Source organism: Paenibacillus dendritiformis, from assembly GCF_021654795.1.
Taxonomy (GTDB): domain Bacteria; phylum Bacillota; class Bacilli; order Paenibacillales; family Paenibacillaceae; genus Paenibacillus_B.
On record NZ_AP025344.1, the window covers coordinates 5,432,423 to 5,454,057 of the forward strand.

A 21,635-nucleotide genomic window follows, 5' to 3' on the forward strand; every position below is an offset into this window, starting at 1 on the left:
TTTTCCCATTTTTGGCGCAATCTATAGCTTGCCGCCGTGGAATTGCTGTATTTTTGCAGCAATCCTATTTTCGCATACTCGTGTCAATGAAATTGCTGCATTATTGCAGTATTGGCCGACCAGGCTGCGTCAATCCGCGGCAATCGCTCGACCGATGGCGCCTGCTCGCGGACCGCTCCTGCGTCACGGCCTCAACCGGTGCGGCCCAGAGAGTAATCGGTGATCTGGAAGTTCGAATTCTGGAATGAGCCTGTAAAGCTTGTCCATTCCGGGCCCATGGCATGCGGTGGACGTCATCGCCTAATCGCTCCTGGCTATCGAAGCCGGGCAAAAAAGGAGCGAATCTGGCTCGCGACCCGTTCCGGCTGCTCCAACGCCACAAAATGTCCGCCGGCGCACAGCTCCTCCCACTGCAAAAGGTTCGGAAACAGCCGCTCCACATATTCCCGCGGCGGCCGCTCATGCGGCTGCGTGGCCGTCAATGCCACTCCGTGCGGCACAAGGCACACCTCATCCGGTCCCGGCCACCGGGTATGCTTGCCTTCGTAATAGTACCGGTTCGCGGCGTTGATCGTCTGCGTGAACCAGTAAATCGACACATTGGCCAATAGATCTTCCTTGCTGAAATGCCGCAGCAGATCGCCGCTTGCCGGACCTGTCCAGTAATGCCATTTTTCCAGAATGAAGGCGGCCAATCCTGCCGGGGAATCGTGCAGGGCATAGGCGGCGGTCTGCGGCTTCGTCCCCAGGATATGGGCATAGCCTCCCTCTTCCCTGTACCACTGCTCCGAACAGGCGAGAAAGGCCTTCTCCGCTTCTGAGAGTTGCGCCTCCTTCGTCAGAAAGGGGCTCGGGTTGCCCGGGGATGTCGTGTGGTAACCGATCACGCGTTCCGGGTGATCTAGGCACAGCAAGCCAAGCACGCTCGCCCCCAAGTCATACCCATGCGCGCCAAACCGCTCGTACCCCAATCCGCGCATCAGCTTGACCAGCAAATTCGCCGCTTGCCGATCCTCGAAGCCGGGTTTCCCTGGAATGCCCGAAAATCCGTGCCCTGGAAGGGACGGGACGATGACATCGAATGCAAGCGCCGCATCTCCGCCATATCGGTCCGGATGGGCAAGATAGGGAATCAGATCGAGCATTTCGTAGAAGGTGCTTGGCCAGCCATGCGGGATCACAATCGGAAGCGAATTCGAGCCGGACCCTTTCTCATAGACAAAGTGAATATCCATGCCGTCAATCGTCGCAATGCAATTGGAAAACGAATTGATGCGCCGTTCCACTGCGCGCCAATCGAATTCCTCCTTCCAGCACGCGATCATATCCTTCATAAAGGAGAGGGGAATGCCGTATTCCCAATCCGCCCCGGGCAGCTCGTCGGGCCATCGCGTCCGATCGAGCCTTCGCTTCAACTCTTGAATGTCATCCTCGTGAATATCCACCGTGAAAGGCGTCATTTTCATATAACATGCTCCTTGGAATGGGATAAGTTCAGGTGAAGACTGACCTACTGGCCATATGGATCTTGGAAAGATAACGAGCGAGAGGTAGGAGAGAGAGCGCCCGTCTGCTAAACTAAAGAGCGAAAGAGATGATGCCAAGGGATAACCATTAAATAATTTTAACCAGTTAGCTAACCTGTAAATTGATTTTATTAGTTAGGAATCAACGTGTCAATAGAAGGAAGTGTTGCTCGATGACGGCGGAGTACGATCAGCTTGCCATGATGGCCGACTTTTTCAATACACAGGACAGACGGATGCGTTATGAGGGCGATCCGGGGATCGAGCATTTGTCGGAGCCGCGCCTCTTATATGAATGGTTCTTGCGGCATCAGTTGATTGCGGGATCCGACACGGTATCGGAAGAGGAACTGCACTTGGCGCGAGCGCTCCGGGATGAATTGCGGAGGACGATTGTGAACAATGAGCATGATGGTCCCGTGCATTGGGATAAGCTGAATGAAATGTTGAGTCTGTTCTCATTCGGCCTCGTGTTCGGAGAGCAGTCGGAACAGCTTATTCCGCTTATGGAGAATGGCCGCAAAGGGGCGGCCAACCTGTTGGCGCAGGTGTTCGATCTGAGGCGGGCCAACCTGTGGCACCGCCTTCGGGTATGCACGGCCGATGACTGCCAGTGGGTCTTCGTCGACCGCTCCCGGCCGGGAACGGGCCGATGGTGCTCCATGAAGGCCTGCGGCAATCGGGCAAAGAACAAGACGTTCCGGCAGAAAAGGAAGTCGGGGAACGGAATCTGAACCGGATAAAAGCCACCCCTGCTCTCCGGGGCTTTTTCCAGTTACTCTACTCTTTACTGTTATTTCACGGCAAGCACATACGCCTGAAGGTTCTCGGCCAACGGTGAAAATATGATATTTGGAGCAAGCGTTACCGGGTGTTTAGGCATGTCACAAAAGCGTGAAAGCATTCTTGCACAAACTATGTTGACTTTACCAGACTACAGTTGTAGCATGATTTGTAACTACATACGTAGTTTTTTACGTTGATTTTGGAGGTTGTATGCATGAATCAAATACCGCCCATTACGGATGCAGAGTTGGAAATTATGCGCGTCTTGTGGTCAAATCCGAATTGCCCTTCGAGTGAGGTCGTCAAGAAAATGGCAGATCGAATGGGGTGGAGCCCGAATACGACCCGGACGCTCCTCAGTCGTCTGGTGCAGAAGGAAGCGGCGGGTGCCAAGCTGGAAAAGGGTTCGAAGCGCACCCAATTATTTTATCCGATTATCAGCGAGCAGGAGTACCTGCGGTCTGAAACTAAATCCTTCATGAAAAAACTGTATGGCGGAGCATTGAAGCCAATGTTGGCCAACTTTTTGCAGGATAAAAAGCTGAATGCGCAAGAAATCGAGGATCTGAAGGCATTGTTTGACGAAAACCGCAGCGACGGGGAATCGGAAAAGAGAGAGCCCTGATGAGTCCTGCATGGAATGAATGTTTATTGTCGTTCTTCGACTGGGTCATTCGCGGGTCGTTAATGGCCGGCATCCTGGTCGTGCTTGTCCTGAGCTTGCAATTTCTGCTGCGCAAAAGGCTTGAGGCGAGATGGAAATACTGGCTCTGGTTGCCTGTGGCGATTCGTCTGCTGCTCCCTTGGGCCCCGGAATCATCGCTGAGCTTATACAATGTTCTGCCTGTGGATGTCTTAGTGCCCGGAATTCAACAACAAACTCCAAATCCATCAGCTTGGCATCAATGGTTGAAGGGGACGGAGGGGGATTATGACGAGACAGCTCAAGCAAAGCGTTCCTACACCCCGGAGAAAAGCAGCCAAATCAGAGGAGATGCGGAAATATCAGATCCGTCCCATAAGTCGGGAACTGTTCGGGACATAAGCATCTGGTGGAGCGGGTTCAAACAAATGGGATTCACCAATCTGCTGATGTTGGTTTGGCTGGCAGGCGTGCTGTTTCTTGCGGCGAAGACGGCATACGACCAGCTACGATTGAACAAAGCTCTGCGCGCAGGCCGATGTATTGATACGCCTTGGTTAGCGGCCGTGTTCCGCGATACGAAGCAGCTAATGGGCGTAAAGCGGGAAGTGCGGTTTGTAGCCAGTGAGCGTATTCCAGGGCCTGCCATAGTCGGTTTTCGCAAGCCGGCGATCGTGGTTTCGCCGAGTCTGCTCGTTACGCTGCGAGAGCATCAGCTTCGGTGTATTTTGGCGCACGAATTCGCGCATATACAGCGGCGGGATGTGGCGGTGAATTGGACGATGCACATTCTGCTCATTCTCCATTGGTTTAATCCAATGTTGTGGCTTGCCGTACATAAAGCAAGGCAGGATCAGGAGATGGCCTGCGATGCATGTGTACTGAATCGGATGAGTTCAGAGCCAAATCTGCAGCATATCAAGACATACGGGCACACCATTATCCATGTGCTGGAGCATTTTCATTGGTCAGGCAAACGACATCAGCCAGGGCTTGCCGGATTGTCTGCGACACATAAACAAATGAAGAAAAGATTGTTAATGATCAAGCGATTTCATAAAAAATCCTATCATTTATCCATTTTGGGGATGGCGATTATTGTTGCGCTTGGCAGCGTGACGCTGGTAAATGCGAAGGGAAACGATGTGGGGGCCGCTCCATCCCCTGCTTCTAGCGGCATCGGCCTGATGACCGCGGCCGCTAAACCAAAGGCTGAAAGCGAAGGGGAGAAGCTAGAAAAAGAAGAGATAGCTAGAATCAACGAATTATTGAAAAAAAATCCGTTTGATAACTATGTGACATATAGCAGTTTTCAACCAAAGGGCGGTAGAGTTTGGGGGTACATGAACGGCGGGGGTCGCTATGATAAATATGAGGACTATCTGAAAAAAGTATCCAGTGTGAAGGAGGCGAAGCCGCAACAACCTGCTGACTTGCCAGAGGGCTATACCTTCGAAGAGGCACACATTTTTGGTCCGTACGGCAGTGAATATGTAGAAGAAATGAAAGCCGAAGCTAAAAAATTAGGGAAAAAGGTATATTCCAAAAAGGTTGACTGGACATTTACCAACTTAATCGTGTTAACGTACACGAATGGAGAGGATTATATCCAATTGACGAGTTCACGCCTTGAAAATAAAGACGGGAAAGAAAAAGTGAAAGAAAAAGATTATGTTTATACATCCGCTGAGGACAATACAAGGAAACATGACATGCAACTCGGCAATAAGGTTAGCTGGAAAGAAGGTGGTCAAGCTTTTTCAATCTCGACCAACCCGGATAATCCGTTGACGAAGGAAGACCTGATCAAGCTGGCGAAAACGATGGTAACAAAATAGATTAATCCATTGAACAAAGACCAGAAAGAATTGGTGACAATATACGATTTTGAGCCAATCATAGGTATTGCGTACAAGCCCATGCAGTCTGAAATAAGACTGCATGGGTTCTTTTTTGAAAGTGATTTGCAGCCGATACGGGGTCATTTTGCATGTCACAAAAGCGAGAAAACACTTTCTGAACAAAGCATGTTGACATTATCAAACTACAGTTGTAGTATAATAACAAACTACAATTGTAGTTTTATAGATTTGAAAATCATCACATGAGAGGAGCATTACAAAATGAAAGTAGCATCAAAAGCAGCAATCGCAGCACTAAGCAGTATTTTATTGCTGGGTTCTTCGTTGAACCTCGCGGTAGAAGCCGCTCCATCCCCTGCTTCAAGCGACATCGCCTTGAAGACGGCGACCGCTAAAACAAAGGCCGAAAGCGAAGGGGAGAAGCTAGAAAAAGAAGAGAGCGCTAGAATGTTGGAATTATTGAAAAAAAATCCGTTTGATAACTATCTGACATATAGCAGTTTTCAACCAAAGGGCCGCGAAGTTTGGGGGTACAGGAACGGCGATGGTAGCTATGATAAATATGAGGACTATCTGAAGAAAGTATCCAGTGTGAAGGAGGCGAAGCCGCAACAACCTGCTGACTTGCCAGAGGGCTATACCTTCGAAGAGGCAATAATTATTGGTCCGCACATCATTGAATATACCGAAGAAATGAAAGCCGAAGCTAAAAAATTAGGGAAAAAGGTATATTCCAAAAAGGTTGACTGGACATATACCAACTTTATCATGTTAACGTACACGAATGGAGAGGATTATATCCAATTGACGAGTTCACGCCTTGAAAATAAAGACGGGAAAGAAAAAGTGAAAGAAAAAGATTATGTTTATACATCCGCTGAGGACATGAAAAAGAAACATCCGAAATCCACACACCCGCAACTCGGCAATACGGTTAGCTGGAAAGAAGGTGGTAAAGGTTTTTCAATCTCGACCAATCCAGGTAATCCGTTGACGAAGGAAGACCTGATCAAGCTGGCGAAAACGGCAGTAAAAAAATAGCTTTGTAAACGGAATGATTGTAGAAAAACAAACCGGGACGCACGAGGCGCCCCGGTTGCCGTTCCGGCTTAACTGCAAGCCGGCGATGGATTATTGAATGGCCGCTCCGATTTCTTGCACCATGGCTTCGACGGAGACGAGGCCGCCGCCGGACAGATACCAGTAGCTCGGATCGAGGTAAACGATATGTCCTTCCTTGTAAGCTTTGGTCTTCATGACCAGTTCGTTCTCTACGACTTGCTTCGCGGACGATTCGCCGCCGACGACGGCGCCTCTATCGATGACGAACAGATAGTCCGGATCTTTCTCCACGATATACTCGAAGGACACAGGATCTCCATGAGTCGATGTTTTAATGTCCGGATCGACCGGCGGGAAACCGAATACATCATGGATAATGCCGAACCGGGAGCCGGCGCCATAGGCGCTGATTTTGCCGTCATTCGCCAAAATGATAAGCGCGTTTTTGTTCGCCGCTGCCACTTTCTCATTTAATTGCTTAATGTCCGTATCAATCTTCGCTAATTCCGCTTGCACTTCGGATTCTTTGCCGAAGATTTTGCCGAGCGTTTCCGCGTTCTCTTTGAAGGACTCCATATAACGGTTCGTGTCGATATCCATATAGATTGTCGGCGCGATTTCCTTGAACTCTTCATAGGACGACGATTGTCTGCCGGCAATGATGATCAGGTCCGGCTTCAGGCCATGAATCGTCTCGAAGTCCGGTTCCTTCAGACCGCCCGCATTCACATACTTCTCGTCCTCGAATTTTTTCAAGTAAGGAGGAAGGTTGTTCTTCGGCAGCGCCGCGATCTCCACGCCCAGCTTATCCAAGGAATCGACGACTCCATAGCTGAATACAACGACTTTGGACGGGTTCTTCTTCACTGGCGTTTCGCCCAGCTCATGCTTAATTACGATTTCTTCCGCCGTGTTGTTCGCTTCGGCTCCAGTAGGTGTCGTACCATTGCTGCTGTCTGTCTTATTGGAACCACATGCTGCAACGAGGGTTGCCATCATGGCTATAACCAGAATTAGGACTGTTTTCTTCAATTTCTTTCACCTCTACCACATATTTTTGAAAATATATTTATCGCCGTTAATATCACAAATTCGTACTATTATGGCACGACAATGCGATATTACCGAACGGTGTGACCCCTTTTTGTGTCGAGCTATGCATAATAAACGCAGATCTTGTTATCATTGAAGTTCTCAATGCTCATATCCATATCGTAAATGTCCTGGAGAACCGCGCTGTCGATAATGTCATCGGTCGCGCCCTCCTTGATGACTTTGCCATTCTTCAATGCCACGATATAGTCGGAATAGCAAGAGGCAAAATTGATGTCGTGAATGACAATGACAATCGTTTTGCCCAGCTCATTGACGAGTCTGCGCAATATTTTCATAATCTGCACGGAATGCTTCATATCCAGATTGTTCAGCGGTTCGTCCAGCAAAATATACTCCGTGTTCTGCGCGATGACCATCGCGATATAAGCCCGCTGCTTCTGCCCTCCGCTCAATTGATCCAGATACTTGTGCTGCATCTCGGCAAGCCCCATATATTCAATCGCTTCATCGACGTATTTCCAATCTTCATCGGACAATCTGCCTTGCGAATATGGGAAGCGCCCGAAGGAGACCAGCTCCCGAATCGTGAGCCGCAGATTGATATGGTTCGACTGCTTCAGAATCGAAATCTTTTTCGCCAGTTCCTTGCTGTCCCACTGGCTGATTTCTTTCCCGTCGATGAGCACTTCTCCGGAATCCTTCGAAATGAGCCGGCTTATGATCGACAGCAGCGTACTTTTGCCTGCGCCATTCGGACCGATGAAGGACGTAATTTTTCTTTTGGCAATCGTGACCGAGATGTCCTCAATCACGTTTTTGCCGCCATATTGTTTGGATACTCCTCTTACTTCTACCATGATTTGTTCTCCTTCAATAGAAGATAAATAAAGTAGACCCCGCCGACGAAATTGATGATGACGCTAAGCGTCGTGGAGAAGGTGAATATCCGCTCCACAATGAGCTGGCCGCCCACAAGGGCGATAATGCTGATGAGGACGGAGCCGGCGATAAGATAGCTGTGCCGGTACGTCTTCAGAAACTGATACGTTACGTTCACGACGAGCAAGCCAAGGAAGGTAATCGGCCCGACAAGCGCCGTGGAAATAGAGATAAGTACAGCGACGATAAAGAGCAGCCGCTTCACGACATAGTCGTAATTGACGCCGAGGTTGATCGCCTGCTCCCTGCCCAGCGACAGCACATCCAGATACTTGATGAAGCGCAGAAAGTAGAGGGTGACCAGCAGAAGCAGCACGCCTCCCATAAGCAGCAGCTTCGTGTTGATATGGTTGAAGCTGGCGAACATTTTGTCCTGCACGATCATGAACTCGGCCGGGTCAATCAGAACCTGCATGAAGGTGGACATGCTTCCGAAAAAAGTGCCAAAAATAATGCCAATAAGCAGCAGGAAGTATATGTTCTGATTCTCGCCCTTGAATATAAGCTTGAACAGCAGGCCCGAGAATACAACCATGAGTCCGACGGACACCAGGAAGTCGACATTGCTGTTCATCATCATCAGCGTCTTCGAGCCAAATACGAAGATGACGATGGTCTGAATCAGCATATACAGCGAATCCAGGCCCAATATGCTCGGTGTCAGTATGCGGTTGTTCGTTATCGTCTGGAATACGGTTGTGGCAAATGCGATCGAAGCGCCGGTCAGGACAATCGCCAGTACTTTGATTGTTCTTTTCGGCAGCACGTAGTCCCAGTTATCCCCCAGCTTGAAGAACAGGAACAACCCGATAAGCGCAAGAGCAAGGACAGCAAGAACCCCCGTTTTCGCTTTATAACCCATGTGCCCTTCTCCTCATTAACATATAGACGAAAATGGCGCTTCCGATGACGCCGACGGTCAAGCTGATCGACAACTCATACGGGAAGATGATGATGCGCCCCAATATATCGCAGAACAGAACGAATACTGCCCCGAGAAGCGCGGTATGCGACAAGCTATTCTTCAAATTATCGCCTCTGTAAATGGAGACGATATTCGGAATAATCAGACCCAGGAAAGGAATCGTCCCAACGGTAAGCACGACCGTGCACGTAACGAGCGCCACCAGGATCAAGCCAATGTTGACCACGCGCTTGTAGTTGAGCCCGAGGTTTTTCGAGAAATCCTCGCCCATCCCCGCTACCGTGAACTTATTCGCATACAGATATGCAACCACGATAAGCGGAATGCTGATATACAGCAGCTCATAGCGCCCCTTGATAATCATCGAAAAGTCGCCTTGGAGCCATGAGGACATGTTCTGAATCAAATCATACTTGTACGCGAAAAAGGTGGAAATGGAACTGATAATATTGCCAAACATCAATCCGACGAGCGGAATGAAGATAGTGTCTTTGAATTTGATCCGATCCAGTATTTTCATGAACAGCATCGTGCCTGCCAAAGCGAAGACGAACGCAACGAGCATCTTCACCAACGGACTCGACGAAGTGAACAGCATCAAGGAGACAAGTATCCCCAAGCGGGCCGAGTCAAGCGTCCCCGCCGTCGTGGGCGAGACGAACTTGTTCCGGCTGAGCTGCTGCATAATCAGGCCGCAGATGCTCATGCTGACTCCAGCGAGAATGATGCTGATAAGCCTCGGCACCCGGCTGACGAGAAAAGTATGAACCTTATCGTCATTCAGATTGAACAAATCCCACGGCTTGATGTCTATAACCCCGATAAACAGGGAGATGAAGGCAAACAGGATAAGCGCAATAACCAGATATCTCTTCTTCATGTCTCGTTCCTTATAAATCAGAGTATAGGCGTTCCGGATGTATGGTCTGCATTCCCCATGTTCACCCGCATGTATAATAATGATATTCATTATCATTAACGCGTTGTAACAGTTATGATTATAGCGGTTCCCCGGGGAAAGTCAATGGATTTGGCCAAAATAATTGATTATCGTTCTCAATTAGAATCGTTATTATAATGAAATGATTTGATAAAAACGATTGAATTAACGGCGGATGACGCGATCCTTCATCCGATCCGCCGCCTGTTCGTAAGCGAGGCGGCCGTGCTTCGGTGCTGCAAAGGGATAGCCGGCCAGCCCGTGCTGGGCCGCAGGGATACCGGACAAAAGAGGAGCGGCAAACTGTTCCTCCCGCTTGCAAGGCCGATGCGCTTGCGCCCAAAAGCCCGGTGAATGCAACACCGGGCTATCAGGAGGTTGGACTGTCATCACATTGTCCCTTGCTATTGGTATCGTTCATAAGCTAGTTTGCGGACGGCTCTCGGCGGACCCGCTTTTTCATCGCGTGAATGATCTGTGCGATCGCGCCGTCTCCGGTGACGTTGGCTGCCGTCCCGAAGCTGTCCTGCGCGATGTAGAGCGCAATCGCCAAGCTGACCATCGCCTCGTCGAAGCCGAGCATCGACTGGAACAGCCCGATGGCTGCCATCACTCCGCCGCCTGGCACGCTGGGAGCGGCGATCATCGCGAGGCCGAGCATGAAGATGAAAGGTACCATTGTGCTTGCCGTCAGCGGCACGCCATGAATGTATAGAATAGCGCTCGCGACCGAGGTAATCGTAACCGCCGATCCGGTAATATGAATCGTCGCGCACAACGGCACGACGAAGTTCGTCACTTCTTCGTCTGTCCCGAGCTTCTTCACTTGCTGCATCGTTACCGGAATCGTCGCCGCCGATGATTGCGTGCCGAGCGCCGTCAGATAGGCCGGGAGCATCGTGCGCAGCATCGCCAGCGGGTTGCGCTTGTTCACGGCCCCCGCGATCGCATACTGGCACAGGATGACGACGACATGCATCACGAGTATGATCGCGAATACCTTAACGAACACTTGCAGAATGAACGCGACTTCGCCTGCCTGCGTCATATTCATAAAGAGCCCCGCGATATGAAACGGCAGCAACGGAATAATAATCGCCTGAATCGCCTTGGCTACGATGTCCTTGAATTCCAGCGACGCGGTAAGAAGCGCGTTCGTCTTCACGAAGGTGATGCCGACCCCGATCAGGAAGGACAACAGCAGCGCCGTCATAATGTCGAACACGGGCGGCATAGGCAGCTCGAAGTAGGTGGTCAGCAGCATCTCTTCCGGATTGTTGGCGGCCAGCCCGGAAGCCCCCGACAGCAGCCAGGGAAAGGACGATGACGCCACGCCGTAAGCCAGCATCCCGGATAGTACCGTCGATACATATACGATAAATGCAGTCAATCCGAGGAGCTTCCCCGCTCCCCTGCCAAGCTCCCCGATCCCCGGAATAATAAAGCCCAATATAATGAGCGGAATAAGGAAGCTCAGGAACTGCCCGAATACATGATTTAACGTCGCAAAAATTCGTATGAACCAGTCCGGCATAATAAGTCCTGCTCCAATGCCGAGCAAAATCGCAATGACAATGCGCGGAAACAATCCCAATCGCAATTTCATAAACCTTCTCCCTTCTGCCCAGGAAGACAAGCTTGCTTATTTGTCTCCTGTACAAATACAATTGTTCATCTTGTAAGTACATTTCAATATACTAACATATTACGCACGCATATGACAATCGCCGATTACAAGAAAGTCTAAGGGATTTTTTAGGCACTTCATTTGGACTCGTCCAAGCACCTATCCGCTAGGCGAAATCGGCACTAGCTGACGATTTCGCCGGTCACGCCGATTGGGTAAGCCAATCCGCATTACTGCACGTTTTCTCTTGACACGCGTATTCGGTAAGTAAAATCCTGCGGTAATACAGCAATTTGATATGGACGACTTCAGCAGAAAGGGAATCCTGCAAAACGGCAGCAATTTCACCCGTTTCCCTTCGACTTAGAGCAAAAAGACCTAAAATGATGTAGCTGTGCAGCATTTCCTCGGGATGCGGACTCATGGAGCCGAAATTCCTGTAAAATAGCAGCAATTCCCTCTACACGATCATGCCCCAGGAGACAGAGTGCCAAGTTTTGATCCAAAAATGGTTCGTTTCAAGATGTTCGTCCCCATATCCTAGCCTGACCAAAACAGAAACAAGGGGGAGGACCTGTTCCTCCACCAAGAAATTTAAAAAAACCCGATGACAGATCATCGGGCCTTCTCTTCTCATATTATTTATACTTGCGCCAATCCATGCTGCTGTTGTTCAACAAATAAGTGAAGTCATTGTCCAGCCGCTTCTGTTCGGCCGCACGGGCTTCCTCCGCCTGGCGTCTCTCCTTTTCCTTCCGCTGCGTTTCCTCCGCCTTCAACACGGTAGCCTGCTCCTTCAGCTGCGCTACGATATCGGGCCGAAGCAGATCCTTCAGCGTCGCCGGCTTATCTTGGGCAGACGGGGCAGTCCCTTGCGGAGCGGCGTTCCGGCCTCTCTTCTTCGCCATCGCACTCACCTCATCCCCATTATAGCAGAATCTCCCTGATGCGGCACCGCCGTCATCAGCCGCGGGGATCCCTGCTGTGTGCGCGTTGCGCCGTCAGATCTGTAATTCGTTCCGCAACTATCTGTTAAACGCCGCTCTGCCCCCCATTGTTCAGGAAAATTCCCCTTGCCGCCATTAACTCGATAGTGTATCTTTATGATATATATCATTATGATACATTAGAAGGTGATGCAATGGCTGCTAAGCACAGCGACACGACCTATGCCATTCTTGGGCTGCTGACGACCGATTGCCACACAGGCTATGAGATCAAGCAGATGATGGATACCAGCCTCAATCATTTCTGGAAGATCAGTTACGGACAAATCTATCCGACGTTGAAAAAGCTCGTCGAGGACGGATGGGCCGTGGTCACCGATACCGCCCAGGAATCGAAGCCCGACAAAAAAGAGTACCATATTACGCCCCAAGGAATGCAGGCGCTGCAGGCCTGGCTGCAGGAGCCGCTTCAACAGCTCCACGCGCACAAAAATGAATTTTTGCTCAAGCTGTTCTTCCACCGTCATCAAGAGACGGATGCGACGGTCCGGCAGATCCAGCGATTCAACTCGATGCTCCAGGAGCGTTATCAGATGTACGAAGCGATCGAAAATCAGATCATGACGCATTGTTCGGATGAAGAAGATTTGCAATATTGGCTGCTTACGCTCGACTATGGCAAGCGCGTCGTTCGGGCGGAGATCGAGTGGAGCGATGCGGCGATGCGGCGGTTCCAGCAGAAAAGTAAGAAGGAGGAGATAGGATGGGAAAATCAATCTTTGGCGGACGCTACACGGTAGAGGACAGGGAACAGGATATTGTCGTGTTCCTGATCGGAATGAGGGTGAACAAATGGTGGGCCGTCCATCAATGGTGGCCGGTCTTTACAGCGATGCCGCCAATGATTCGCGAACTGTATACGAACCCGGGGCTTGGCTTTCTCTCCTTGGAGACGACCGTCAATTTCAGAACGATCTTGATGGTTCAATATTGGCGTTCCTTCGAGGATCTGACAGCCTATGCGCGGGGGCCGGAGCATTTGAAGGCATGGCGGCGATTCTATCAAGCGGTCGGGAAAACGAATGCGGTCGGCATCTATCATGAAACGTATATCGTACGAGGAGGCCAGTTCGAGGCCGTCTACGGCAATATGCCGAAGTTCGGCCTGGCCAAGGCGCGGGGACATGCGCCCATCACGACTCGGACCGATTCCGCGGCGCAGCGGGTCCGGGCTTGAATGAAGACTCCCGTCCGGTCCGTGTCCGGCGCATGGACGGATGGGAGCCGCTTGTTTTGCTTCGATTATGCTTCCGCGCCCGGCGCCGGATCGACCTGCACCATCGCCTGCTTGCCGCTCAATTGGATGCCGGTCCGCTTCGTTCCTGCCGGACGCAGATCCTGCAGCAGCCGCTCGAGGATCTGCTGCGCCAGCGCGCCTTCCTTGCCCTTGATGCGGATGACGAGCTGCACCGAATCTCCGGCGCGCAGGATCCGTTCCGCCTGGTTTTTCTTCGTCTCATAGTCATGATCCTCGATCTGCGGCGTCAGGCGAATCTCCTTCACCTTCGGCTGGCGCTCCGCCTTGCGGGCCTGCTGCGCCTCCTGCTTGGCCGCTCCCGCTCCGATCAGCTTGCAGGGAGGCGGACTGCTCATCAGCGACAGGCAGACGAGATCCACCTTCAGCTTTTTCGCCAGCGCGAGCGCCTCCGAGGTCGGCACGACGCCGAGCTTTTCCCCGTTCAGACCGGTCAATTCGACTTCGGCAGCCCGTATCTTCTCGTTCTTAATCATTGTGAATCCTCCTGCCCATTCGCTATAATGAACCCATATTACTGCTTGGAAGGAGATATATCAATGTCTCGCAAAGAAATCGAAGAACAGATTATCCGCAACTATGAACGGGACGAGCAGATGATGATCCTCGTATTCGCCCAGTGGTGCGTCAATCATGACCTTGATCCGGCCGAGCTCTATCAGCGGGCCTATCCGCGGCAGGGCGCCAATCCGGCGCTGCAGCAGGCCATCGGGCTCACGGTTCCGAAGGAAGAGGCCGGCGACATTCCGGACGACACGGTGCTCGGCGTCCTGTCGCTCTACGGCAACGATGATCTGGCCTTCGTCGTGACGGAGGCGATCAAGACTCGGGCGGCACGCGCCAAGGCCGCCGGCGGGAACGAAGCCTCCTGACGGACCCGGGACGCGGCCAGCCTCCCGCCGATTCGCGCGGCTAACGCCAGACGCAGCAGGAGTCTCACAGGCGTCTGCGGGTACTGACCAGCAGGAGTCTGACAAGCATCTGCGGGTACTGACCAGCAGGAGTCAGACAAGCATCTGCGGGTACTGACCAGCAGGAGTCAGACGATCGCCTGGGCGTACTGACGCCCGCTGTAGAGCACCTCTCTCCCCGCCAAGCCCATCAGAAGAGACGAATTTTTTCAAAAAAACAGGAAATATGCGAAGCCGACCCGAAGTAAATGAAGGAGATAAAGATAGAGCAGTCTGTCGCATCAAAGGAGCACAAAACGATTATGCAGATTCGAAAATGGAACACGGAGGAGAAGCCTCCGATGGAATTGCTGCTGCTGGCAGACCCGTCGACGGACCTCGTGCAGGAGTATCTCGGGCGGGGAACCTGCTTCGTTGCGGAACAGGACGGGGAAGTCGTCGGCGTCTATGTGCTGCTGCCGACCCGGCCAAGCACAATTGAGCTGGTCAACGTCGCCGTCGCGGAGAGTCACCAGGGACAGGGCATCGGCAAGCGGCTCGTCCTTCACGCGGTCGAGACCGCCAAGGCGCTCGGTTACCAGACGATAGAAGTAGGTACCGGCAGCACCAGCATAAGCCAGCTCGCGCTCTACCAGAAATGCGGGTTCCGGATGACGGGCATCGACCGCGATTTCTTCGTTCGCCATTATGACGAGGAAATCTACGAGAACGGCATGCTGCTGCGGGATATGGTGCGTCTGGCGCAAGATGTGCAGCCATTGAAATGAGAACAGGATGTCCATGGTACGAGTCGCCTGGCCCAGCGGTAAAAGAATGCAGCCACTGCCACCCTGTCTGATCGCCTCGCCGTGGCCAGCCAAAGCCGAACTGGTCAAGATGCCGTAACCGCAGTATAATCAACGTAAGAGACGAAGAACGTCCCGATCCTTTCCACGCGAAGGGAATCGGGGCGTTTTTATTTTGTCGAAGGAGGCGGTAGGGTGAGTTTTGAAGAAGCGCATGCATCGTTTATCCGGCACCACTTGCAGAGAAGAACGGGTGAACGAAAGGGACGGCTGGAGCGGGGACACCGTGACGCAGAGAAGCTGTTTTGCCGCAACGTATGGTGGCCGCTTCGGGGCAGCTTTGACCAGCTGCATCCGGAATATGAAGTGCTTGATTGGCGGGGCCTGTCCTATTTCTGCGATTTCGCCTGGCTGTCCCCGCATGTCAAGCTGATCATCGAGATCAAAGGCTTCGTTCCCCATGTCCGAAACATGGATAGGCAGAAGTACTGCAATGAACTGAACCGGGAGACGTTTTTGTCCGCTGTCGGGTTCCAAGTCATCTCCTTCGCTTATGACGACGTCGCTGACCGTCCCGAACTGGGCATGACGCTGCTCCGCATGGTAATGAGCCGCTATCACGCAGACTCCGCGCCTGTCGGCCTGCATAGTCTGGCGGAACGGGAAACTATCCGGCTCGCCTGCACCCTCGGCCGTCCGCTCCGCCCCATCGACGTGGAGAGACATTTACGCGTAAACCATCGCAAAGCGGTGGGAACGCTGCAGTCGCTATGTGACAAGGGATGGTTTACGCCTGTCACCAGGGGGGCGGGGAAATACGTTGTGCGTTATGAGCTTAGGGCGGGTGCGCTAGACTATTTGTAGAAAATGCTGCAATTTTACATCATTTCTGATCGGCGATATGCAGCTCTGGAGGATTCCTGCAAAAATACATCATTTTCGCGCTTAAATAGGAGCAGTGCCAGTCAGAGCGTGAAAATCCTGCATCCCTGCAGGATTTTTCCTCTATTCGGTGTTTTCTAGTGAAAAATACTGTATTTTTGCAGCTTTGGTCAGCCGGGGAGAGGCGAAATGTAGGCGAAATGTAGGCGAGATGGATTATGAGCGGGATAGATGCTCGCGAAGGTGGAAGCATGAGGGTACGGGTAAATGAAAATGCGGCTGTACAAGGTACAGGTGTACGGTGAAGGCAGTTGTACGAGTTACAGTGTCCGTGAAAGCGGATGTACTAGGTAATGTCTACTTGAAGGCAGATGTACGAGTTACAGTGTACGTGAAAGCGGATGTACAAGGTACCAGTACACAAGGCATGAAAATGATGCCGGGAGACCGTATCGCCAACTGCGATGCGGTCTCCCCCCTTCTCGCATCCCCGCTAGTCGGCTTAAAACAGCGAGAATCGGTTCGGCACCACATGGTCGTGCAGCAAATAGGTCCAGGTCGATTGCTGTGGCGGCGCACCCTCCAGCCCGATCTCCCGAGCGACATCTTGCCAGGCGTCCGGCCCGGTCTCATCGAGCGCGCGCAGCTCCTGCCGAATGCCGTCCTCGATGAGATGCGGCAAGTCCGCGAAGGCCCGAATAAGCCGCTGATGGTACTGATCCAGCGGATCCTGACGGCTCAATCCCTCCAGATGGAGCCCTTCCCTTACCGCGGACACATAATCCACATAATCGGACCAACGACGATCGATGTTCAGCAAGGTCACCCGTTTCTCCAGGCGGCACACCCGCTCTGCGCCCCACCGCCGGCACATGCGCTCACGCCGCTCCGCATCTTCAGCCAGCTTCAGCGACGGCTGCGCCTCCTCCATCAGCACATCTCGGCGCCAGGCCGCGATAATGCGCCGCTGCTGCTCCAGCACATCGGCGTAGCGGTTCAACATGCGGCGCCGCTCCGCATTCCGTCCTTCCGCCACCCGCTGAATATGGGCGAGCAGGCGGTGGACGGCAGCCGCTCGCAGCGGCTTGTCCGGAGCAGCAGACTTCCACCGTTCCGGGAACGGATACACTCGGCCGTAGCGATGCAGCAGCGAATCCTCCAGGCTGAGGAAGAAGCGGGACATCCCCGGATCTCCCTGCCTGCCCGAGCGCCCCCGGAGCTGATCGTCGAGGCGGCGGCTATCATGCAGATTGGTGCCGATGACGTACAGGCCCCCAAGCTGCGCGATCTGGGCATATTGGGCGGGATCCCCGCCGCCGAGCACGATGTCGACGCCCCGGCCGGCCATGTTCGTCGAGATGGTGACCGCGCCCCAGGTCCCTGCCCGCGCGATCAGCTCCGCCTCCTCCGCGTCATGCTTCGCATTCAGCACGCAGCAGGGCACGCCCGCCTGCTCCAAATCGCGTGCCAGCCGCTCCGATTCCGCCACGCTTGCCGTTCCGGCGAGAATCGGCCGCCCCGTCCGGTGGACCGAGGCGATCTCGGCCAGCAGCGCCCGCTGCTTGCCCCGCAAGCTCGGAAAGACGAGCGGGGGCTCATCCTGCCTCCGGCATGGCCGATTCGGAGGAATGACGGCCACCTCCAACTGATAGGTGTCCCGCAGTTCGTCCGCCGCGGAGCGGACGGTGCCCGACATGCCGCAGATCAACGGATAGAGGCTCAGCAAATGCTGCAGCGTAATCATGCCGAGAATGCGGCCGCCGGGCTGCGGCGCCACGCCCTCCTTCGCCTCTACGGCCGACTGCACCCCGTCCGGCCACCGGCGTTTGTCTACAATGCGGCCGGTGAATTCGTCAACGAGCTCGACCCGCCCCTCCCGGACGATGTAATCGACATCGCGCCGCAGCAGCGCTTCCGCGTGAAGCGCGTGGTGCAGACCCGCGAGCAGGCCGGACTGTTCCGGATCATACAGGCTGCCGCATCCGAGGAGCGCTTCCGCCCGTTCCGCCCCCATCTCCGTCAAATAGACCTGCCCGCCGGCGTCATCCACATCATAATCAAGCCCCGGCCGCAGCCGCTTCGCCAAGGCCGCCATTCTCTCCGCCTCGGCCCGGTACCCGGGCGGCTTCCCCTCGCCCGCGACGACGAGCGGCACTCTTGCCTCATCGATCAGGATGGAATCGGCCTCGTCGATCAGCGCCAGATGGAAGGGGCGCTGCACCAGCGACTCCGAATCCATGCAGAGACCGTCCCGCAAATAATCGAAGCCCGCCTCCTTCGCCGTCACATACGTCACATCCGCCGCATAAGCCGCCCTGCGTTCGGCGGAAGACATTCCCTCGCGGACACAACCTGCCGTAAGGCCGAGGTATTCGTACACCGGTCCCATCCACGCGGCATCCCGGCCCGCCAAATAATCATTGAACGTCATGATATGCACGCCCTTGCCAGATAAGGCATGCAGACAGGCCGGAAGCACGGCGGCCAAGGTCTTCCCTTCCCCGGTCTGCATCTCGGCCAGCTTCCCGTCATGCAGGGCCAGGCCGGCAAGAAGCTGGACATCGTACAAGCGGATATTCAGCATGCGCCGCACCGCCTCGTTCGTCAGGGCGTATGATTCGATGAGGAGCTCATCAGCGCAGGCTCCGCTCCTTGCCGCTTGAAGCAGCCGGCACCCCCTCTCCCGAAGCCGGGCATCCGCCTCCTGTTCCAAGGAGAGAGCGCGTATCGCCTGGAGGCGTTCCGCGTAAGGCTTGAGCTTCCGGAACTGGAGCTCGCGCTCCAATCGGTTCCGCAAGCGATAATAAATAGATTCCATGGAAAACCTCCCTTGTCTGTACGATTCACCGTATCGGTAGAATCGGAATATCGTGCGACAAGACCGTTTTCCGGATCTTTGATTATTCGAAGCCATATAACCCGCAGCGCGCTCATTCGGCTCACATACCGCAGGGATTGCACCCCATGGTTGCGAAGCACGGCCTGCGGCCGGAAAAGCATAATCGACAAGGACAGCATTTCTTCGCGCTGAGCCGTATTCTCCACCAGCAGCTGGACGCAGAGCGGCACTCGGGTTCCCATCTTTTCCAGACAGCGTGAAAAGATGCCGGCCACTCCGAACAGCCCCGCCGCTGCGGCGGCCATCCAGAGCAGCACCCGAACGGCAGCGCCCGTCACCCCCTGCCGAATCTCCGTTTCCCTTGGATACACCCGCACCCGTAGCCACAGCCGCACCCGCAGCCACAGCCGCTGCCGCTGCTGCGAACCGTTCTTCCCCAAGTCCTCCATAGGCTCCATTCCTTCTCTTCCCCAGGTTAAGTATTTTATAGGTATGTACGGAAAAAGGAGCCCTCCGTTCCATCACGAAAGACTCCCCACCATCTAACTCACATCTATCCAAAACTATTGCTTCAAGGCCGTCCCCTGAACGAGGCTGTTCACAAAATTCCTTCCGAACGCCCGGCACAATTCTTTGTCCGAGTCGGACGGGGTCAGCTCGACTTTCAAGCCGTCCTGCACGATCTCGCTCCCCAACTCCCGCAGCCGATCAATCAGAATATCGACCGCTTTGCCCACCTGGGCATAGCATGAATCGCATGAACCGAACACGGCCGCTTTGGTGCCGCGCAGATCAAGGTCTTCCATATCATCGTAAAAATCGAGAAATTCGTACGGCAGCTCTCCATCTCCCCAAGTGTAGGCGCCAAGCAGGATTCCGTCATATCCGGCCAAGTCGGCCGCATTGGCATCCGTAACCTCCATTACAGTGAGATCCTCTCCGGCTTCGCGAACCCCTGCCGCAATCGCATCGGCCATCTCCTCCGTATTTCCGCTCATACTGGCATATATCAACATGATCTTTGCCATTCTCTCATCCCATCCTTTCCTTATCTCGACCCATAATCACCCCGGCATCGCCAACGGCGCTATGGGAAATCGTATCGTCAAAGCGAGCAAATCCCCTTTTCCTGCAAAAAACTGGCTTAGTGATACAGGCCGCTGCCCGCCGGCCCCTCATTCATGACCCCGAGCATCAAGCGCACAAAATCAAGCGAAGAATGATAATGCTCCTCCTTCGGGCGGAAGGCATACGCCGAGCCATTCATCAAGGCATAGATTTCGATTCGGTCCGGCAGCCGGCCAAAAGCCTTGTATGCGAAGACGAGCGCAAATTGAACGTAGGCTCTAAACACTTGCGGCTCATCGGCAACCACATACTTCCGTATGACGAGAGACGAATCCGAGCACTCGGCAACTTGGAGCGTCATCGACAGATCCGCGCCCAAGTCCACAGCTTGGACGTTCAGCTTCTCCCCGAGCAGCAGCGCGTGCCCGGGGGTTTCCCCGGTCAAGTATGCATGCAAAAAGTGAAATACCGAACGCTTGATTCGCAAATAATGCTGTTCCGACGGGAAACGCTCCCGCTCCGGCGTCCAATAGCTCTCCATATCGCCCAGGACGGAAGCGGCCGTTCTTGCCTCGGGAGCACGTGAATAATACGCATGTACGATCTGATTGACCGACGCTTGCGCCGCATATACCCAGCTCGATTCATGAGCATTCCGGCACTTGCGATAATAACAATGCCGGCAGCGGACGAACCGTTCGATGTCCTCATCGCTGAGCCGCTCCTTCGGCACCGGTATTCCCGGCAATGACATGGGATTCCTCCTTATCTCACAACTATAGTTGATAATGATTATCATTATTAATCACGACTTTATTTTATTACAACCTAAGCCTCGCTTCAACCCGCAAAATCGCAGCCTAGCTGCAGACAGAAAAAAACACAGGCCGTCCGCAGCCTGTGTCTATCCCTTCTAAGCCCCCAGGTTAACTTCACCAAGGGGGTTTATCGCAGCTTCTTCTCATATAAATTGGCGCTCCAGCCTTCTCCGGCCGCTGTCCGCACAAATGCAAAACCCGCTTCCGCATAATACTGGTTCAGGCCTTTATTTTCGGCCATGCAATCCAGCCGGAAGAACCGTTTCCCTTGGCTTTTCACATATTCCTCGGCCCACTCCAGCAGCCTGTATCCCAGCCTCATTCCGCCATATTTTCGGCTGACGACGAGCCGATGCAGGTAGCCCGCTGCCTCATGATCAAGCTCTCGCCATATCTCCGGATCGCTCCATTGAATGGCAAAGCACCCGATTCCGTCCCCGTCCGCCAAGGCAATGAACACTTCCTTCTCCCGCATGAAGCGCTCTATGTACGCAGCGGTAAACGCGTGTTCATCCCACAGCGTAATGCCGCGGCCGGCTCTCCAGCGGGCAGCTTCCACATACAGTTCTTGCAAGAGGGCAATATGCTCCGAAGCCGCCCGTTGAATCACAAGCGAGCGGGCGGCGTCATTCGCGGCGGCCATCTATCGATTCGCCTCCCTTTCTGATGATAATGGAAGGGCGGATTTGTTGCGGAGAGGAACG

23 protein-coding genes are annotated in these 21,635 nt (G+C 53.5%); 9 read left to right on the forward strand and 14 right to left on the reverse strand.

What is annotated here, in order from left to right; all coding sequences use genetic code 11:
- Window positions 1-314: 314 nt before the first annotated feature.
- Window positions 315-1,466, reverse strand: a complete 1,152-nt coding sequence (locus L6439_RS24130; protein ID WP_213471159.1) for an epoxide hydrolase family protein — start codon at window positions 1,464-1,466, stop codon at window positions 315-317.
- Between the two features lie 233 nt (window positions 1,467-1,699).
- Here L6439_RS24130 and L6439_RS24135 point away from each other — a divergent pair, with 233 nt between their 5' ends.
- The 4 genes from L6439_RS24135 (at window position 1,700) to L6439_RS24150 (ending at window position 5,858) form a co-directional block, all read left to right on the forward strand.
- Window positions 1,700-2,260 (forward strand): CGNR zinc finger domain-containing protein, encoded by a 561-nt coding sequence (locus L6439_RS24135; RefSeq protein WP_213471158.1) that lies wholly within the window; start codon window positions 1,700-1,702, stop codon window positions 2,258-2,260.
- A gap of 266 nt (window positions 2,261-2,526) precedes the next feature.
- Window positions 2,527-2,937 carry a BlaI/MecI/CopY family transcriptional regulator gene (locus tag L6439_RS24140; RefSeq protein WP_213471157.1) on the forward strand — a complete coding sequence of 137 codons (411 nt, stop codon included), beginning with the start codon at window positions 2,527-2,529 and terminating at the stop codon, window positions 2,935-2,937.
- On the forward strand, window positions 2,937-4,793 hold the full coding sequence (locus L6439_RS24145; RefSeq protein WP_213471156.1) for a M56 family metallopeptidase: 1,857 nt from the start codon (window positions 2,937-2,939) through the stop codon (window positions 4,791-4,793). Before L6439_RS24140 ends, L6439_RS24145 begins: the two co-directional genes overlap by 1 nt.
- Before the next feature lie 285 nt (window positions 4,794-5,078).
- Window positions 5,079-5,858, forward strand: a complete 780-nt coding sequence (locus tag L6439_RS24150) for a hypothetical protein (RefSeq protein ID WP_213471155.1) — start codon at window positions 5,079-5,081, stop codon at window positions 5,856-5,858.
- 90 nt (window positions 5,859-5,948) lie between these two features.
- On the opposite strand, the gene L6439_RS24155 is transcribed toward L6439_RS24150, so the two are convergent.
- The 8 genes from L6439_RS24155 to L6439_RS24190 form a co-directional block, all read right to left on the reverse strand.
- Window positions 5,949-6,911: a siderophore ABC transporter substrate-binding protein gene (locus L6439_RS24155; protein ID WP_213471154.1), complete on the reverse strand. Its 963-nt coding sequence runs from the start codon at window positions 6,909-6,911 to the stop codon at window positions 5,949-5,951.
- A 122-nt stretch (window positions 6,912-7,033) separates the two neighbouring features.
- Window positions 7,034-7,792: an iron ABC transporter ATP-binding protein gene (locus tag L6439_RS24160; RefSeq protein WP_168178155.1), complete on the reverse strand. Its 759-nt coding sequence runs from the start codon at window positions 7,790-7,792 to the stop codon at window positions 7,034-7,036.
- Complete coding sequence (locus tag L6439_RS24165; protein WP_168178156.1) at window positions 7,786-8,736, reverse strand: iron chelate uptake ABC transporter family permease subunit; 951 nt, start codon at window positions 8,734-8,736, stop codon at window positions 7,786-7,788. Before L6439_RS24165 ends, L6439_RS24160 begins: the two co-directional genes overlap by 7 nt.
- On the reverse strand, window positions 8,726-9,679 hold the full coding sequence (locus L6439_RS24170) for an ABC transporter permease (RefSeq protein WP_168178157.1): 954 nt from the start codon (window positions 9,677-9,679) through the stop codon (window positions 8,726-8,728). Before L6439_RS24170 ends, L6439_RS24165 begins: the two co-directional genes overlap by 11 nt.
- Window positions 9,680-9,904: 225 nt before the next feature.
- A complete protein-coding gene (locus tag L6439_RS24175) occupies window positions 9,905-10,129 on the reverse strand; it encodes a hypothetical protein (RefSeq protein WP_213471153.1) in 225 nt (74 codons plus the stop codon).
- 34 nt (window positions 10,130-10,163) lie between these two features.
- Window positions 10,164-11,345: a dicarboxylate/amino acid:cation symporter gene (locus L6439_RS24180; RefSeq protein ID WP_168178159.1), complete on the reverse strand. Its 1,182-nt coding sequence runs from the start codon at window positions 11,343-11,345 to the stop codon at window positions 10,164-10,166.
- A gap of 223 nt (window positions 11,346-11,568) precedes the next feature.
- Window positions 11,569-11,790: a hypothetical protein gene (locus L6439_RS24185; RefSeq protein WP_213471152.1), complete on the reverse strand. Its 222-nt coding sequence runs from the start codon at window positions 11,788-11,790 to the stop codon at window positions 11,569-11,571.
- 214 nt (window positions 11,791-12,004) lie between these two features.
- Window positions 12,005-12,274, reverse strand: a complete 270-nt coding sequence (locus tag L6439_RS24190) for a YqkE family protein (protein ID WP_168178161.1) — start codon at window positions 12,272-12,274, stop codon at window positions 12,005-12,007.
- A 233-nt stretch (window positions 12,275-12,507) separates the two neighbouring features.
- Between L6439_RS24190 and L6439_RS24195 the strand changes: the two genes are divergently transcribed.
- Window positions 12,508-13,113: a PadR family transcriptional regulator gene (locus L6439_RS24195; protein ID WP_168178162.1), complete on the forward strand. Its 606-nt coding sequence runs from the start codon at window positions 12,508-12,510 to the stop codon at window positions 13,111-13,113.
- Complete coding sequence (locus L6439_RS24200) at window positions 13,077-13,550, forward strand: DUF4188 domain-containing protein (RefSeq protein ID WP_168178163.1); 474 nt, start codon at window positions 13,077-13,079, stop codon at window positions 13,548-13,550. The genes L6439_RS24195 and L6439_RS24200 overlap by 37 nt, the downstream gene beginning before the upstream one ends.
- Window positions 13,551-13,615: 65 nt before the next feature.
- Here the strand turns inward: L6439_RS24200 and infC are convergent, their stop codons facing one another.
- Window positions 13,616-14,104, reverse strand: a complete 489-nt coding sequence (gene infC, locus L6439_RS24205) for a translation initiation factor IF-3 (RefSeq protein ID WP_168178164.1) — start codon at window positions 14,102-14,104, stop codon at window positions 13,616-13,618.
- A 63-nt stretch (window positions 14,105-14,167) separates the two neighbouring features.
- On the opposite strand from infC, the gene L6439_RS24210 reads away from it, so the two are divergent.
- From L6439_RS24210 to L6439_RS24220, 3 genes are all read left to right on the forward strand, one after another.
- The gene (locus tag L6439_RS24210; RefSeq protein ID WP_168178165.1) at window positions 14,168-14,500 is read left to right on the forward strand and encodes a hypothetical protein; all 333 of its coding nucleotides are present in this window, start codon (window positions 14,168-14,170) and stop codon (window positions 14,498-14,500) included.
- Between the two features lie 341 nt (window positions 14,501-14,841).
- Window positions 14,842-15,306 carry a GNAT family N-acetyltransferase gene (locus tag L6439_RS24215; RefSeq protein WP_168178166.1) on the forward strand — a complete coding sequence of 155 codons (465 nt, stop codon included), beginning with the start codon at window positions 14,842-14,844 and terminating at the stop codon, window positions 15,304-15,306.
- Between the two features lie 213 nt (window positions 15,307-15,519).
- Entirely contained in the window at window positions 15,520-16,188 is a 669-nt protein-coding gene (locus tag L6439_RS24220) for a DUF559 domain-containing protein (RefSeq protein ID WP_213471151.1), read from the forward strand.
- Between the two features lie 520 nt (window positions 16,189-16,708).
- On the opposite strand, the gene secA2 is transcribed toward L6439_RS24220, so the two are convergent.
- The 4 genes from secA2 to L6439_RS24240 form a co-directional block, all read right to left on the reverse strand.
- The gene (secA2, locus tag L6439_RS24225) at window positions 16,709-19,024 is read right to left on the reverse strand and encodes an accessory Sec system translocase SecA2 (protein ID WP_213471150.1); all 2,316 of its coding nucleotides are present in this window, start codon (window positions 19,022-19,024) and stop codon (window positions 16,709-16,711) included.
- A gap of 584 nt (window positions 19,025-19,608) precedes the next feature.
- Window positions 19,609-20,073 carry a flavodoxin gene (locus L6439_RS24230; RefSeq protein ID WP_168178169.1) on the reverse strand — a complete coding sequence of 155 codons (465 nt, stop codon included), beginning with the start codon at window positions 20,071-20,073 and terminating at the stop codon, window positions 19,609-19,611.
- A 116-nt stretch (window positions 20,074-20,189) separates the two neighbouring features.
- Entirely contained in the window at window positions 20,190-20,867 is a 678-nt protein-coding gene (locus L6439_RS24235; RefSeq protein WP_213471149.1) for a cobyrinic acid a,c-diamide synthase, read from the reverse strand.
- Window positions 20,868-21,058: 191 nt separating this feature from the next.
- Entirely contained in the window at window positions 21,059-21,574 is a 516-nt protein-coding gene (locus tag L6439_RS24240; protein ID WP_213471148.1) for a GNAT family N-acetyltransferase, read from the reverse strand.
- Window positions 21,575-21,635 lie beyond the last annotated feature (61 nt).

Bases quoted from the DNA above. Each gene is read 5' to 3' on its own strand.
- L6439_RS24130 (WP_213471159.1), bottom strand. From the start codon at position 1,466: ATGAAAATGACGCCTTTCACGGTGGATATTCACGAGGATGACATTCAA.
- L6439_RS24135 (WP_213471158.1), top strand. From the start codon at position 1,700: ATGACGGCGGAGTACGATCAGCTTGCCATGATGGCCGACTTTTTCAAT.
- L6439_RS24140 (WP_213471157.1), top strand. From the start codon at position 2,527: ATGAATCAAATACCGCCCATTACGGATGCAGAGTTGGAAATTATGCGC.
- L6439_RS24145 (WP_213471156.1), top strand. From the start codon at position 2,937: ATGAGTCCTGCATGGAATGAATGTTTATTGTCGTTCTTCGACTGGGTC.
- L6439_RS24150 (WP_213471155.1), top strand. From the start codon at position 5,079: ATGAAAGTAGCATCAAAAGCAGCAATCGCAGCACTAAGCAGTATTTTA.
- L6439_RS24160 (WP_168178155.1), bottom strand. From the start codon at position 7,792: ATGGTAGAAGTAAGAGGAGTATCCAAACAATATGGCGGCAAAAACGTG.
- L6439_RS24165 (WP_168178156.1), bottom strand. From the start codon at position 8,736: ATGGGTTATAAAGCGAAAACGGGGGTTCTTGCTGTCCTTGCTCTTGCG.
- L6439_RS24170 (WP_168178157.1), bottom strand. From the start codon at position 9,679: ATGAAGAAGAGATATCTGGTTATTGCGCTTATCCTGTTTGCCTTCATC.
- L6439_RS24175 (WP_213471153.1), bottom strand. From the start codon at position 10,129: ATGACAGTCCAACCTCCTGATAGCCCGGTGTTGCATTCACCGGGCTTT.
- L6439_RS24180 (WP_168178159.1), bottom strand. From the start codon at position 11,345: ATGAAATTGCGATTGGGATTGTTTCCGCGCATTGTCATTGCGATTTTG.
- L6439_RS24185 (WP_213471152.1), bottom strand. From the start codon at position 11,790: ATGAGTCCGCATCCCGAGGAAATGCTGCACAGCTACATCATTTTAGGT.
- L6439_RS24190 (WP_168178161.1), bottom strand. From the start codon at position 12,274: ATGGCGAAGAAGAGAGGCCGGAACGCCGCTCCGCAAGGGACTGCCCCG.
- L6439_RS24195 (WP_168178162.1), top strand. From the start codon at position 12,508: ATGGCTGCTAAGCACAGCGACACGACCTATGCCATTCTTGGGCTGCTG.
- L6439_RS24200 (WP_168178163.1), top strand. From the start codon at position 13,077: ATGGGAAAATCAATCTTTGGCGGACGCTACACGGTAGAGGACAGGGAA.
- infC (WP_168178164.1), bottom strand. From the start codon at position 14,104: ATGATTAAGAACGAGAAGATACGGGCTGCCGAAGTCGAATTGACCGGT.
- L6439_RS24210 (WP_168178165.1), top strand. From the start codon at position 14,168: ATGTCTCGCAAAGAAATCGAAGAACAGATTATCCGCAACTATGAACGG.
- L6439_RS24215 (WP_168178166.1), top strand. From the start codon at position 14,842: ATGCAGATTCGAAAATGGAACACGGAGGAGAAGCCTCCGATGGAATTG.
- secA2 (WP_213471150.1), bottom strand. From the start codon at position 19,024: ATGGAATCTATTTATTATCGCTTGCGGAACCGATTGGAGCGCGAGCTC.
- L6439_RS24230 (WP_168178169.1), bottom strand. From the start codon at position 20,073: ATGGCAAAGATCATGTTGATATATGCCAGTATGAGCGGAAATACGGAG.
- L6439_RS24235 (WP_213471149.1), bottom strand. From the start codon at position 20,867: ATGTCATTGCCGGGAATACCGGTGCCGAAGGAGCGGCTCAGCGATGAG.
- L6439_RS24240 (WP_213471148.1), bottom strand. From the start codon at position 21,574: ATGGCCGCCGCGAATGACGCCGCCCGCTCGCTTGTGATTCAACGGGCG.